The sequence below is a fragment of the Parageobacillus sp. VR-IP genome, assembly GCF_013357975.1.
GTDB classification, from domain to species: domain Bacteria; phylum Bacillota; class Bacilli; order Bacillales; family Anoxybacillaceae; genus Saccharococcus; species Saccharococcus caldoxylosilyticus.
The window spans coordinates 160,220-174,010 of the sequence record NZ_JABVYQ010000002.1 but is presented as its reverse complement, the minus strand read 5'-3'; the positions used below and the strand labels follow the sequence as shown (position 1 = coordinate 174,010).

Annotated in this window: 14 protein-coding genes, 1 tRNA gene and 2 pseudogenes; 13 read left to right on the top strand and 4 right to left on the bottom strand. The window is 44.3% G+C overall.

Annotated features, from left to right (window positions below; translation table 11 throughout):
* Positions 1–86: 86 nt before the first annotated feature.
* The 7 genes from HT574_RS06375 to HT574_RS06345 all read left to right on the top strand — a co-directional run bounded on the left by HT574_RS06375 (position 87) and on the right by HT574_RS06345 (position 6,572).
* The gene (locus tag HT574_RS06375; RefSeq protein ID WP_175243922.1) at positions 87–1,565 is read left to right on the top strand and encodes a tetratricopeptide repeat protein; all 1,479 of its coding nucleotides are present in this window, start codon (positions 87–89) and stop codon (positions 1,563–1,565) included.
* Positions 1,566–1,642: 77 nt separating this feature from the next.
* On the top strand, positions 1,643–2,590 hold the full coding sequence (trxB, locus tag HT574_RS06370) for a thioredoxin-disulfide reductase (RefSeq protein WP_061580142.1): 948 nt from the start codon (positions 1,643–1,645) through the stop codon (positions 2,588–2,590).
* Positions 2,591–2,955: 365 nt separating this feature from the next.
* Entirely contained in the window at positions 2,956–3,414 is a 459-nt protein-coding gene (locus HT574_RS06365; protein WP_175243921.1) for an NUDIX hydrolase, read from the top strand.
* A 20-nt stretch (positions 3,415–3,434) separates the two neighbouring features.
* Positions 3,435–4,331 carry an RNase adapter RapZ gene (gene rapZ / locus HT574_RS06360; protein WP_017435704.1) on the top strand — a complete coding sequence of 299 codons (897 nt, stop codon included), beginning with the start codon at positions 3,435–3,437 and terminating at the stop codon, positions 4,329–4,331.
* Complete coding sequence (locus HT574_RS06355) at positions 4,328–5,299, top strand: gluconeogenesis factor YvcK family protein (RefSeq protein ID WP_175243920.1); 972 nt, start codon at positions 4,328–4,330, stop codon at positions 5,297–5,299. The genes rapZ and HT574_RS06355 overlap by 4 nt, the downstream gene beginning before the upstream one ends.
* Positions 5,300–5,332: 33 nt before the next feature.
* Entirely contained in the window at positions 5,333–6,295 is a 963-nt protein-coding gene (gene whiA / locus HT574_RS06350; protein ID WP_175243919.1) for a DNA-binding protein WhiA, read from the top strand.
* A gap of 19 nt (positions 6,296–6,314) precedes the next feature.
* Entirely contained in the window at positions 6,315–6,572 is a 258-nt protein-coding gene (locus tag HT574_RS06345) for an HPr family phosphocarrier protein (protein ID WP_017435707.1), read from the top strand.
* 42 nt (positions 6,573–6,614) lie between these two features.
* On the opposite strand, the gene clpP is transcribed toward HT574_RS06345, so the two are convergent.
* A complete protein-coding gene (gene clpP, locus HT574_RS06340) occupies positions 6,615–7,205 on the bottom strand; it encodes an ATP-dependent Clp endopeptidase proteolytic subunit ClpP (RefSeq protein ID WP_017435708.1) in 591 nt (196 codons plus the stop codon).
* A 224-nt stretch (positions 7,206–7,429) separates the two neighbouring features.
* Between clpP and HT574_RS06335 the strand changes: the two genes are divergently transcribed.
* Positions 7,430–7,501, top strand: a tRNA-Arg gene (locus HT574_RS06335).
* A 68-nt stretch (positions 7,502–7,569) separates the two neighbouring features.
* Here the strand turns inward: HT574_RS06335 and HT574_RS19825 are convergent.
* The 3 genes and pseudogenes from HT574_RS19825 to HT574_RS06325 form a co-directional block, all read right to left on the bottom strand.
* Positions 7,570–7,789: pseudogene (locus HT574_RS19825) on the bottom strand (radical SAM protein); the annotation flags it as partial.
* Positions 7,790–7,853: 64 nt separating this feature from the next.
* Positions 7,854–8,402 carry a methylated-DNA--[protein]-cysteine S-methyltransferase gene (locus HT574_RS06330; protein ID WP_175243918.1) on the bottom strand — a complete coding sequence of 183 codons (549 nt, stop codon included), beginning with the start codon at positions 8,400–8,402 and terminating at the stop codon, positions 7,854–7,856.
* Positions 8,402–9,040: a bifunctional transcriptional activator/DNA repair enzyme AdaA gene (locus HT574_RS06325; RefSeq protein WP_175244192.1), complete on the bottom strand. Its 639-nt coding sequence runs from the start codon at positions 9,038–9,040 to the stop codon at positions 8,402–8,404. Before HT574_RS06325 ends, HT574_RS06330 begins: the two co-directional genes overlap by 1 nt.
* Before the next feature lie 108 nt (positions 9,041–9,148).
* Between HT574_RS06325 and HT574_RS06320 the strand changes: the two are divergent.
* From HT574_RS06320 to gap, 5 genes and pseudogenes are all read left to right on the top strand, one after another.
* Positions 9,149–9,745 (top strand): annotated as a pseudogene (locus HT574_RS06320) (DNA-3-methyladenine glycosylase family protein); the annotation flags it as partial.
* A gap of 243 nt (positions 9,746–9,988) precedes the next feature.
* Positions 9,989–11,296 (top strand): RNA polymerase factor sigma-54, encoded by a 1,308-nt coding sequence (gene rpoN / locus HT574_RS06315; RefSeq protein ID WP_175244191.1) that lies wholly within the window; start codon positions 9,989–9,991, stop codon positions 11,294–11,296.
* A 14-nt stretch (positions 11,297–11,310) separates the two neighbouring features.
* Complete coding sequence (locus tag HT574_RS06310; RefSeq protein ID WP_175243917.1) at positions 11,311–11,556, top strand: glutaredoxin family protein; 246 nt, start codon at positions 11,311–11,313, stop codon at positions 11,554–11,556.
* 128 nt (positions 11,557–11,684) lie between these two features.
* Positions 11,685–12,704 carry a sugar-binding transcriptional regulator gene (locus tag HT574_RS06305; RefSeq protein WP_175243916.1) on the top strand — a complete coding sequence of 340 codons (1,020 nt, stop codon included), beginning with the start codon at positions 11,685–11,687 and terminating at the stop codon, positions 12,702–12,704.
* 41 nt (positions 12,705–12,745) lie between these two features.
* A complete protein-coding gene (gene gap, locus HT574_RS06300) occupies positions 12,746–13,753 on the top strand; it encodes a type I glyceraldehyde-3-phosphate dehydrogenase (RefSeq protein ID WP_017435717.1) in 1,008 nt (335 codons plus the stop codon).
* Positions 13,754–13,791 lie beyond the last annotated feature (38 nt).

Here is a 13,791-nt window from a genome sequence, read left to right as displayed (position 1 = left end):
TACTTTTTTCGGTCAACTACCCAACGGCTAAAGCCGTGGGCTTCCGGCAGATGTTTTCGTGAATTCAACAAAAGATGGAGGGTTCAATGAAAAAACAACTAAAGCCAACGCGGCAAAAAGCAACGATTGTGCCATTTATCCAAAGCGGAGAATACTTTTTTAAAAAAGGAATGAAGGCGTATCAGCTCGGCGATTTATATAAAGCGAAAAAATATTTCGAACGCGCCGTCCAATACGATGAAAAAGATGCTTCCTTTGCCCTGCAGCTTGCCTTGGTGCTGGCGGAGCTTGGGGAGTATCAGTTCTCCAATCAATGGCTGTTTAAAATTATCCATGAATTGGACGAAACGATGTATGAATGTTTTTATTTTTTAGCGAATAACTTTGCCTATCTCGGTTTATTCCGCGAAGCCATAAAATATGCAGAGCTATATTTAAAGCATGAACCAAACGGCGATTTTGCTGAAGATCTAGCCGATTTATTGGAATTGTTAAAAATGGACCGCGAAGAAGAGGCGGATGAACACGAAAATTTAATTGCCATGCAGGAACGGGCTCGCTATTTATTGGAAAAAGAAAAATTTGACGAAGCGATCGTTTTATTAGAAACGATGGTCGACAGCTACCCTGAATTTTGGTCCGCTTATAACAACTTAGCGCTCGCCTATTTTTACAATGGAAATGTACAAAAAGCCCAGGAGATCGTCACACAAGTACTGGAGCGCAATCCAGGCAATCTGCATGCACTTTGCAATCAGCTGGCTTTCCACTATTATTTGCGTGATGGACGCCAGGTCAATGAGCTTTGTGAAACGTTGTCGCGCGTATATCCATTTTTTATCGAACACCGCTATAAGCTTGGAGCGACATTTGCCCTTGTCGGTCGTTTTGATCTTGCGTTTCGCTGGCTATACCATTTATATAAAATCGGTTACGACGGCGATGAAGCTTTTTATTATTGGCTTGCGCATGCCGCTTATTATACTGGGCATGAGCCGTTCGCAAAACACATTTGGGAAAAAGTCGTCACTTTAAATCCGGATAAACAAGGGGAGGAACCGTGGGTTTTCTCCGCTCCGCCGCTTGATGAAGAACTTCAACGCATTATCCGCTGGTTTTATCGCAAAAACACGGCTGAAATATTATATGGGCTGTATTTGTTTAGTCAATCGCCGTATAAAAGCGATATTGCGGTTTCGTTAGTGCTTCGCCGCTATTTGCCTGCCCATCCGCTCCTTCGCCCATTTATTGATTATTTTCTATTTCGTATGGAAGAAATGTTGCCTCCTTATGTCGCCAATATCGACCGGATTGTAAAGACGCTCATGGCGAACAATGAGGAAATGGAGGAAACATTATATATTTCATGGTTTTCTGTAGCCATTAACGCCATTAGAGACAATGAGCCGTTTACGAACCATCCGGCTTGGGCGGCAGCCATGGAATATGTATGGCGCAAGCAGCAAGGAATGAGCGTCACGCAAAAATCGGTAGCTGCAAAATATCATGTTTCGCTGTCAACTGTGCAAAAATATGTAAAAAGAGTGAGAAGCTTATTGTCTTGAGCAAATCAATAGACGCTAATTTAGAACTTCTATACGATAATGGTGGAAAGATTAATCGATGAAGGAGTGGAAACAACGTGTCAGAAGAAAAAATTTATGACGTCATTATCGCGGGGGCCGGACCAGCAGGAATGACTGCCGCTGTCTATACATCTCGCGCTAATTTGTCAACGCTGATGATTGAACGCGGTGTTCCGGGCGGGCAAATGGTCAATACAGAAGATGTCGAGAACTATCCAGGATTTGAAAATATTTTAGGTCCGGAACTGGCGACAAAAATGTTTGAACACGCCAAAAAATTTGGCGCCGAATATGCGTATGGTGATGTGAAAGAAATTATCGATGGCGAAGAATATAAAACGGTCGTCGTTGGCGATAAGCAATATAAAGCGCGTGCGGTCATCATTGCGACCGGAGCGGAATATAAGAAGCTTGGCGTACCTGGTGAAGCGGAGCTTGGCGGCCGCGGTGTTTCTTATTGTGCTGTCTGTGATGGGGCGTTCTTTAAAGGAAAAGATCTTGTTGTCGTTGGCGGCGGCGATTCTGCGGTTGAAGAAGGAGTATATTTAACCCGCTTTGCCAATAAAGTGACGATCGTTCACCGCCGCGATCAGCTGCGTGCGCAAAAAATATTGCAAGACCGCGCGTTTGCGAACGAAAAAATCGACTTTATCTGGAATCATACGGTGAAGCGTATTAATGAGAAAGACGGGAAAGTCGGCAGTGTGACGCTCGTTCATACGCAGACGGGAGAAGAGCGCGAGTTTCCGTGCGACGGCGTATTTATTTACATCGGCATGCTTCCGTTATCGAAGCCGTTTGCAAACCTTGGTATTACGAACGAAAACGGGTATATTGAGACCAACGAACGGATGGAAACAAAAGTACCAGGCATTTTTGCCGCCGGCGATGTCCGTGAAAAATCGCTGCGGCAAATCGTAACGGCAACCGGCGATGGAAGCATTGCCGCACAAAGCGCACAACATTATGTGGAAGAGCTAAAAGAAAGATTAAACATAAAGTAATCAAATGTAACGGATGTTTAATCCGCCTGTAACACATATGAAACATTTTTTTTGTATGCTAAAAGTAAGTAATTGACCCCCTTTTATATAGATCTTTTTTCATTAGCACGGGTACCCTTTCCCGTGCTCTTTTTTTTGTAATACGTGAAGATGGGACGATCGTCTCTTTGTTTGGGAAATATATGAATTTTTGGGGCAAAAGAACTTTGGATGGGAAAGAGGCAGTTTCTGCAGCTCAAAAAGGACCGTTCGGCTGCGTGCCCTCCCGCTGCTTTTCTTCATTGTAGCGAATTGGGAGAAATAGTATAATAAATATAGATGGAATTGCAACAACTTTTGCATGAAGCAATGTTGAGGTGAGCGTGTTGCAGCGCGTAACGAACTGCGTTTTGCTAAAAGACGGAAAAGTACTGTTATTGCAAAAGCCAAAGCGGGGATGGTGGGTAGCCCCGGGCGGAAAGATGGAACAAGGAGAATCAGTCCGTGAAGCGTGTATTCGCGAATATCGTGAAGAAACGGGGATTTACTTAAAAAACCCAAAGCTTAAAGGGGTTTTTACGATTGTGATGAAATCTGGGGAACAAATCGTCTCCGAATGGATGATGTTTACGTTTTTTGCTGAACAATTCGATGGGGAAAACGTTCCGTATTGCGAAGAAGGCAAGCTAGAGTGGCACCCGGTGGAAGCCATCCATGAACTGCCGATGGCACCGGGGGATTATCATATTTTAGAATATGCTTTAAAGGGATCGGGCGTGATGTACGGGACGTTTATATATACGGAAGACTTCGAGCTGCTTTCCTACCGGTTAGATCCCAGTTGACAGAAAGGAGGGGGGAAAGGATGGAACAAGGTTCGGCAAATAACCAAATTCAAATGGTGATTATTACCGGAATGTCCGGAGCGGGGAAAACGGTTGCGATTCAAAGCTTTGAAGATTTAGGTTTTTTTTGTGTCGATAATTTGCCGCCGACGCTGCTTCCAAAATTTTTGGAGCTAATGAAAGAGTCAGGGAATAAAATGAATAAAGTAGCATTAGTGATGGATTTGCGGAGCCGCGACTTTTTCGACAGCCTGTTTACGGCGCTAGACGAGCTGGCCGAGCAATCATGGGTGACGCCGCAAATTTTATTTTTAGACGCCAAAGACTCGACGCTGGTGGCGCGCTATAAAGAAACGAGACGGACGCATCCGCTCGCGCCAAACGGCCTGCCGCTGGAAGGGATTCGCTTGGAGCGGGAATTGCTCGAGGAACTGAAGGGGCGTGCGCAAATTATTTATGATACATCTGATTTAAAGCCGCGGGAGCTGCGCGAAAAAATTTTACAGCAATTTTCTTCCCACGCTCAACAAACATTTACGGTCAATGTCATGTCGTTTGGTTTTAAATACGGCATTCCGATTGACGCCGATTTAGTGTTTGACGTGCGCTTTTTGCCGAATCCGCACTATATTGATCATATGCGGCCGAAAACGGGATTGGATGAAGAAGTGGCTTCGTATGTGCTAAAGTGGGGAGAAACGCAAAAATTTCTTGAAAAATTGATCGATTTATTGACCTTTATGCTTCCGCATTACAAACGGGAGGGTAAAAGTCAGCTTGTCATCGCCATCGGTTGCACGGGAGGACAGCACCGTTCGGTGGCGATCGCTGAATATATCGCTCGTCATTTTTCCGCTGATTATAAAACGATTGTGTCCCACCGTGACATGGAGAGGAGAAAGGAAAAGCATAAATGAAAGAGAAAATGCAACCAAAAATGGTCATCATTGGCGGCGGCACAGGGCTCCCTGTATTATTGCGCGGGCTAAAGTATCATGATATTGATATTACGGCGATTGTCACTGTCGCCGATGATGGGGGCAGTTCAGGGAGATTGCGCGATGAATTGCGAATTCCGCCGCCAGGGGATGTGCGCAACGTGTTGGCGGCGCTGTCAGATGTCGAACCGCTTATCGTTGAATTGTTCCAGCATCGTTTTCAAAACGGCAATGGATTGTCAGGTCATTCATTGGGAAATTTAATCTTGGCAGCGCTGACGTCGATTACGGGAGATTTCGTCAAGGCGATCCGTGAGATGAGCAAGGTGTTGAACGTACACGGGCAAGTGTTGCCGGCAGCGAATAAAAGTGTTGTCCTTCATGCGGAAATGGAAGACGGCGCCATTGTTTCTGGGGAGTCAAAAATCCCTTATTCCGGAAAAAAAATTAAAAGAGTGTTTTTGACCCCGGAAGATATTGAACCGCTTCCGGAAACGATTGAAGCGATTCGTCAGGCCGATTTAATCGTTGTTGGCCCGGGGAGTTTATATACGAGCATTTTGCCGAACTTGCTCGTGCCGAAAATTGGCCAGGAAGTTTGCCAGGCGAAGGCAAAAAAAGTGTATATATGCAACATTATGACCCAGGCGGGAGAAACGCTGCATTATACGGTCAGCGATCATGTCAAAGCCCTGCATGACCATATGGGATGTTTCTTTCTTGATGTGGTCGTTGTCAATAACGGCCAAATTCCGGAAGACATTCAACAACGCTATGCACAAGAGCTGGCGGAACCGGTGCAAGATGACAGCGACCGGCTTGCGGAATTAGGGATTCGCGTGATCCGCGATCATATCGTCAGCTATGAGGATCAAGTCATCCGTCATGATACGAAAAAAGTGGCGTCATTGCTTCTTTCGCTGATTACAGCACCTCCTTCTTCCTAATGGCGCGCGTTGAACTAATGGAGGTGACGATACATGTCGTTTGCGTCAGAGACAAAAAAAGAGCTGACCAATTTAGAAGTCAAGCCGTGCTGCTTAAAGGCAGAATTGTCCGCCCTTCTCCGCATGAACGGCTCCTTGTCGTTTTCCAACCGGAAAATGATTGTCGATGTACAAACGGAAAACGCTGCCATTGCGCGGAGAATTTACACTTTGCTAAAGAAAGGGTATAGCGTCACGGTAGAACTATTCGTCCGCAAAAAAATGCGTTTGAAAAAAAATAATGTGTACATTGTCCGCGTTATTGATGGCGCGCATGAGCTTTTAAAAGATTTGAAAATATTGAAGGAGGATTTTTCACTAATTCACGCGATTTCGCCGGAATTAGTGAAAAAAAAGTGCTGTAAGCGTTCTTATTTGCGAGGCGCGTTTCTTGCCGGCGGATCGGTCAACAATCCAGAAACGTCCTCGTACCATTTAGAGATTTTTTCCCTTTATGAAGAACATAACAATTCATTATGTGAATTAATGAACAGTCATTTTTTTCTGAATGCGAAAACGTTGGAACGAAAAAAAGGGTTTATTACTTATTTAAAAGAGGCAGAAAAAATTGCCGAGTTTTTAAATATTATCGGCGCCCATCAAGCGCTGCTGCGCTTTGAAGATATTCGCATTGTGCGTGATATGAGAAATTCGGTCAACCGGCTTGTCAACTGCGAAACGGCCAATCTCAATAAAACGATTGGCGCTGCGCTCCGTCAAGTCGAAAACATTCGCTACATTGACGAAACGATCGGATTAAGCTCCCTCCCGGATAAACTGAGGGAAATTGCCGAATTGCGAATGAAGTATCAAGATGTGACGCTAAAAGAATTAGGCGAATTAGTATCCGGGGGTAAGATCAGCAAATCGGGGATTAACCACCGCTTGCGCAAAATCGATGAAATTGCCGAACGGCTGCGGGCTGGAAAGCCTGTTGATTTTCATAAATCATTATAAATAAAAGGGGAGATGGAGAATGATCGAGAAACAAGTAGAAGTCAAATTAAAAACGGGGTTGCAGGCGCGCCCTGCTGCGTTGTTTGTGCAAGAAGCGAATCGCTTTTCTTCTGATATTTTTGTGGAAAAGGACGGAAAGCGAGTAAACGCCAAAAGCATTATGGGACTAATGAGTCTAGCGATTAGCAGCGGTTCTGTCATTACGTTGATCGCGGACGGACCCGACGAAAAGGCTGCGATTGAAAAGCTGGCCAGCTATGTGCAAAAAGAGAAATAAAAAAGCGGCTGCTTCACACGATAGCGAAGCAGCCTTTTTATTTTACTTTTCATCCGAGCGCGTTAATACGCGGTCAATGATTCCGTATTCTTGCGCTTTTTGCGCCGTCATAAAGTTGTCACGGTCGGTATCGCGTTCAATCACTTCAATCGGCTGACCCGTATTTTCAGAGAGAATGCGATTTAACTTATCACGCAAGAAAAGGATGCGTTTAGCGGCAATTTCGATTTCCGTTGCTTGACCTTGAGCGCCGCCAAGCGGTTGATGGATCATGATTTCACTGTTTGGCAAAGCGAATCGTTTTCCTTTGGCGCCGCCAGCGAGCAAAAATGCTCCCATAGATGCCGCCATGCCGATGCAGATCGTCGAAACGTCCGGCTTAATAAATTGCATCGTATCGTAAATCGCTAAGCCGGCCGTAATCGAACCGCCTGGGCTGTTAATATAAAGCGAAATGTCTTTTTCCGGATCTTCCGCGGCTAAAAATAACAGCTGAGAGACGATCGAGTTCGCTACTTGATCATCAATCGGAGTGCCGAGAAAAATAATGCGGTCCTTTAATAAGCGGGAATAAATGTCATACGCACGTTCTCCGCGGTTGGTTTGTTCGATAACGGTAGGGATTAAATACATGAAGTTTCCTCCTTTGCCATTGACTAATCATATGTATTTTTATCATACCTTAATGGTCAATGAAGGTCAAACGAAACACCTTCGACCTTACATTTATAATTATTCGTGAACGATGTCAAACATCCCTCTTTTCATCATAACCTCTTTTCCATTTTTTAAACACATTTTCCCTCTTGCAATTTGGAGAAGTTTCTACTATAATTGAACATGCAACTGAACATGATGCCCTCGTAGTGTAGTGGATAGCACGAGAGATTCCGGTTCTCTTAGCGTGGGTTCGAATCCTGCCGAGGGCGTATCAATGCAAAACCTGCCGCAATTGCGGCAGGTTTTAGTCTGTTGACCAAATCGCTTTTAATACCTAAAGTTCTTTGCGCAGTAAATCTGCCGATTTCTTTTTATGTCTACCCAGCTCCCCCATTCCTCCTTACGGAACATCGAAGCAGGCATTTGACGCACATAGCAGTATGAACAACCAAATGCACAACCAGCATACGGATTTAAAGAATAGCTATATCCAGAAAGAAACCTGTTCCTTTATTTAGCAGTGTCTTCGGGTATTTGTAAAAAAATTCGACTTTCATGTGAAATCCTCCAAAGGCTCTACAGTAACATTAATCCAATGAGGCAATGTGCTTCGTGATATTATTAGGCATGCAGGTATCTCTCTCCTATAAGCGAACTTTCATTTTCTAACTGTAACAGTTGTTTCTTCATTTCCAAACCGCCCCGATATCCTGTCAGTGTTCCATTTTTACCGATCACACGATGGCAAGGTACGACAATTAAAACTGGATTGGCGCCAATAGCGGCTCCAACTGCACGTACCGAAAACGGTTTTTGAATATGATTCGCAATTTCCGAGTAAGACCGCGTGTGCCCGTACGGAATTTTGCGCAATGCGTTCCACACGGATAATTGAAATGGTGTGCCGTATAAATCAAGAGGCTGTACAAAGGTCTTGCGCTGCCCCCAGAAATACTCTGTTAATTCGGCTGTATAAGGCTGCAATTTTTTATCATCTTGCACTAAAACGCTATTCGGTAAGTGTTTCTTTACCCAATTGGACAGCTCTTCAAATAGCTTATTCGGAGAACCCACGTAACAAAGCCCATTTGATGTCGCAGCTATATACATTTTCCATTGTTCATACACAAACAAAGTCCAATAAACCGTTAGATTATTTTTTGACACCATTATTTAACGCCTCCATCGCTAATTAATTGGCGATAATCTGCCGGCGTATAACCCGTTTCTTTTTTAAACAAAGTGATAAAGTATGCTGTATTAGGAATGCCAACTGCCAAAGAAATTTCTGTAATGGTTTTATCTGAAGTGGCAAGATATTGAATTGATTTGGAAATCCTTACCTTCCGGATATATTCGGCTGGGGTAATCCCCTTGATCCGTTTAAACGTACGGTGCAAATGGTAAGGGCTTCCATGGCACATATCCGCCAATATTTTTAAATTTAAAGGTTCACTGTAATTCGTTTCAATGCATTGTGTGATTTGGTCCACCCAATCCTCATCTGGCAAACGCTCTCCAGTTGGTTTGCATCGTTTGCATGGGCGAAAGTTTTCCGATAGGGCTTGCTGGGCACTGCGAAAAATGAGAATGTTTTCTTTTTTTGGAGCACGGGATTTGCAAGAAGGCCGGCAAAAGATACCCGTACTCTTTACAGCATAGAAAAATTTATCGTCATAGGATGAATCGTTTGAAACAATGGCTTGCCATATTTCATCTGTCAAATTTTCCACAATGGCACCTGTTTCATTCGCGTGATGAGGTACACGTTGAATATCCCCTTGTTTTCGTTGTGTTTTCATTTTCATTTTCATTTCGTTTACCTCCATCGATGGTAGATTACCTATAGTATACCTTGAAACCAGATCGTATGTACGGTTTTACAATATAAAAGCAAGATTTCAAAATCAAACTGTAAAAGCGATATTTTGCTGCAAAAAGCAGTCAGTGAATTTTATAGACTTCGTCTTATCGGAATTCCCGATTTATTTGAGGCTCTGTGCTGGGGGATCATTGGACAGCAAATTAATCTTACCTTTGCGTATACATTAAAAAGGCGTTTTGTGGAAACCTTCGGTCGACACGTAGAGTGGGATGGAGAACAATATTGGATATTTCCATCCCCCCATGAAATCGCGGCATTGAAGGTCAGTGATTTAACGGCATTACAAATGACAGCCAAGAAAAGCGAATATCTAATTGGAGTGGCGAAACTCATATCGGAAGGAAAATTGACGAAAGAGCTTTTGATGGGCGCGGGGAACTATAAAAAAGCGGAAAAGATGTTAGTAAATATCCGGGGAATTGGGCCTTGGACGGCAAACTATGTTTTGATGCGCTGCCTGAGAATTCCTTCTGCTTTTCCCATTGATGATGTCGGACTGCACAACGCCATTAAACATTTGATGGGCTCGGAGAATAAACCTTCTAAAGATGAAATTTTAAAGCTATTTTCAAGATGGACAAACTGGGAAGCCTATGCAACTTTTTATTTATGGAGATTCCTTTATTAATTCTATAAACGGAATATTGAGCTATTCATAATCATTTCACATTAGAAAAGATCTTTACAGCTTGCCGAAAAAGTCACCTGTCGTAATTTGCGGCAGGTTTTTTACATTTATTGAATATATATATTGCTATAGACTGTGTTCGGCTAAAGCAGACATTGGAATGTCCATCACTGCGTTGTTAAATTATTTCTATACCATTCCGTGGGGGCAGTAGTGTACAATAGAAGAAAAGGGGGATGGATGATGAGGGCGGAATTATTGCAAGAGCAGCGGCTGAAGCTGGCGCTGACAAAAGAACTGACGCAGGCGATTGAATTATTGCAGTACTCTGCTGCAGAGCTGCAGTCTTTTTTATACGAACAGTCGCTCGACAATCCTTTTTTGGAAATTCGCGATCATCGCTGGAAGCAAAGCGGGCGCCGCTTATCGGAGAAAGACAAACAGCAATGGCTGGAAAATATGAGCACACGTTCAGAAACGCTTTCGGCGCATTTAATGGCGCAGCTGCCGGCGCTTTCGCTTGCAAAACAGGAAGAACGCGTCGTGCGTTACCTCATCGCTTCCCTTGATGAAGACGGCTATTTGCGGATCGAGCTGGAGGAAATTGCTGATCAATTAGCTATTTCAAGGGAGAAAGCGGAAAAGGCGCTTGAAATCGTGCAGTCATTAGAGCCAGCTGGCGTGGGCGCACGCAGCTTGGAAGAATGTTTATATTTGCAGCTGCAGCGTTTGCCAGAGCGGGATGAATTCGCCGAACAAATCATCAAGCATCATTTTTCTTTATTTGCTGAAAAATCATGGAAAACGCTGGCGAAGCAGCTTGGGGTCGATATCGCTTCGTTGCAGCGTGTTTGGGATTTAATCCGCACGCTCGAACCGCGTCCTGGCATTCATTATACAAAGGAGATGCCGCATTTTATCATCCCCGATCTGATTGTCGAACGCGGTCCGGAAGGCCAATGGTGCATTTTCTTTAACGACGATGTGCATCCGGAACTGGTCTGGAATCGGACGTATGAACAGCAAATGACCCATTATCGCGACAGTCAAGTCCACGGCTTCGTCAAAGATAAATATCGGCAGTTTTTATGGCTTGCCAAAAGCTTAGAGCAGCGCAAACGAACGTTGTTAAATATTATGGCCGTTATTGTCGATAAACAGCTGCCATGTTTGGAAGCGGGATTTGCTGCGTTAAAGCCCCTTACGATGCGTGAAGTAGCTGAGGAACTGGGCATTCATGAATCTACTGTCAGCCGTGCGGTGAAAAATAAATATGTGCAGACACCGTTTGGCACCGTGGAACTGCGCCGCTTTTTCTCCAGCTCTGTTTCTTCCGCTTACACAGAGGAGGATGCTGCTTCTTCGGTAAAAGTAAAAATGATAATTAAGCAATTCATAGAGGCGGAAGACAAAAAACAGCCTCTCTCTGACCAAAAGCTTGCTGAATTGTTACAGGAGCAATACGGCATCGCCGTTTCGCGGAGAACGGTCGCCAAATACCGTGAGCAGCTGCATATTCCATCATCGACAAAGCGAAAGCAGTATGGATAAGGAAGGGACAAACCATGAAGATCAATTTATATTCCAAAACGAATTGCCCGTTATGCGATAAAGCGAAACAAGTCTTGCAAGAGCTGCAAAACGAGTTCCCCTTTCAAATCAATGAAATCGACATTTATCAAGACGACATGCTGCTGGAAAAATATCAATTAATGATTCCTGTAGTCGAGATCGATGGGGAAGAAGTGGATTTTGGGATGGTTCAAAAAGATGTCATAAGAAAGCGCTTACTGGAAGCGGAAAGAAGTTGAACAATCGTATTCCTCCTGTTACAATAAAATTGACGCGGGAGGAATTCTTTTTGCAACAGTGGGACATAATAAGTCACACTGGGACAATTAATGTCCATATAATATCCATAGCTAAGGAGAAGGGATCGATGCAATCGTTAATCGAAGCTCAAAAGAAATTATTGCCCGATCTTCTGGAAGTGATGCAAAAACGTTATCGAATATTGCACTATATTTCCCTCATGCAGCCGGTCGGGCGCCGGGTGCTGGCGAACAGTTTGGGAATGAGCGAGCGTGTGCTTCGTTCCGAGGTGCAGTTTTTAAAAGAGCAAAATTTGTTGGCAGTAGGTTCAATCGGCACGAGCTTAACGCCTGAAGGCAAGGAATTGCTGCATACGCTCGAGGATGTCATGAGGGAAGTGCTGGGGCTAAAAGATTTAGAAACAGCGCTAAAACAAAAGCTGCATATTGAAAAAGCCATCGTTGTGGCTGGGGATAGCGACCTTTCTCCTTGGGTAAAAAAAGAGATGGGAAGAGCCTGCGTCACCTGCATGAAAGAGCGGCTGAAAAATGGCGACATTGTGGCAGTAACAGGAGGCACCACAATGGCTGCGGTGGCCGAGATGATGACACCGGATGCGAAGTTAAACGATCTTTTATTTGTTCCCGCACGAGGCGGCTTAGGGGAAAACGTGGAAAACCAGGCCAATACCATTTGCGCGAAAATGGCGGAAAAAGCGCTAGGAAATTACCGCCTTCTTCACGTTCCGGACCATCTTAGCCGCGAAGCGTATGAATCGTTAATTGAAGAGCCGGCTGTAAAAGAAATGCTGGAACTCATTAAGTCGTGCCGCATGGTTGTGCATGGAATAGGAGATGCTATCACTATGGCAGAGCGCCGGAAAACGAGAAAAGAGGATATGGAGAAAATAAAAGCACGTCATGCGGTTGCAGAAGCGTTTGGCTATTACTTTAACGAAAAAGGGGAAGTTGTTCATAAAGTGAAAACGGTCGGCATTCAGCTTGAAGACCTCCCGCATGTCGAACACGTCATTGCGGTTGCTGGAGGAGCGTCGAAGGCGAAAGCGATTCAAGCGTATATGAAAAGGGCCCCGCATTCGATTTTAATCACTGATGAAGGTGCGGCAAAAGCGTTGTTAGGGGAGTAATATCCCTTTATCATAAACTATTTTTTAAGGAGGAGCTATTCATGGCAGTAAAAATTGGTATTAACGGTTTTGGCCGTATCGGCCGCAACGTATTTCGCGCTGCATTAAAAAATCCAAACATTGAGGTTGTCGCCGTCAATGACCTAACGGATGCAAACACATTGGCTCATCTGTTGAAATATGACTCGGTTCATGGAAAGCTAGACGCAGAAGTATCGGTGAATGGCAATAATATCGTTGTAAACGGAAAAGAAATTGTTGTCAAAGCGGAACGCGATCCAGCTCAACTAGCATGGAACGAATTAGGGGTTGATATTGTTGTCGAATCGACAGGCCGTTTCACAAAACGTGAGGATGCGGCAAAACATTTAGAAGCTGGAGCGAAAAAAGTCATTATTTCTGCGCCGGCAAAAAATGAAGACATTACGATTGTTATGGGCGTAAACCAAGACAAATACGATCCGGCAAACCATCATATTATTTCTAACGCTTCTTGTACAACAAACTGCTTGGCTCCGTTTGCTAAAGTGCTTCATGAAAAATTTGGCATTGTCCGCGGCATGATGACGACGGTTCACTCGTATACGAACGACCAACAAATTTTGGATTTGCCTCATAAAGATTTGCGTCGCGCCCGTGCTGCTGCGGAATCGATTATTCCGACAACTACTGGTGCGGCAAAAGCTGTTGCGCTTGTACTGCCTGAACTAAAAGGTAAACTAAACGGTATGGCAATGCGTGTACCGACACCAAACGTGTCAGTTGTCGACCTTGTTGCGGAGCTTGAAAAAGAAGTAACGGTAGAAGAAGTCAACGCGGCATTGAAAGAAGCTGCGGAAGGCGAATTGAAAGGCATCCTGGCTTACAGTGAAGAGCCGCTCGTATCTCGTGACTATAACGGCAGCACTGCTTCTTCGACAATCGATGCGCTTTCCACGATGGTTATTGAAGGAAAAATGGTGAAAGTCGTTTCTTGGTACGATAACGAAACAGGCTACTCTCATCGCGTTGTGGATCTTGCCGAATATATTGCGTCAAAAGGCCTATAAGGATAATCGTTGTTTTTCACGCTCAGTCAAGTCTATAA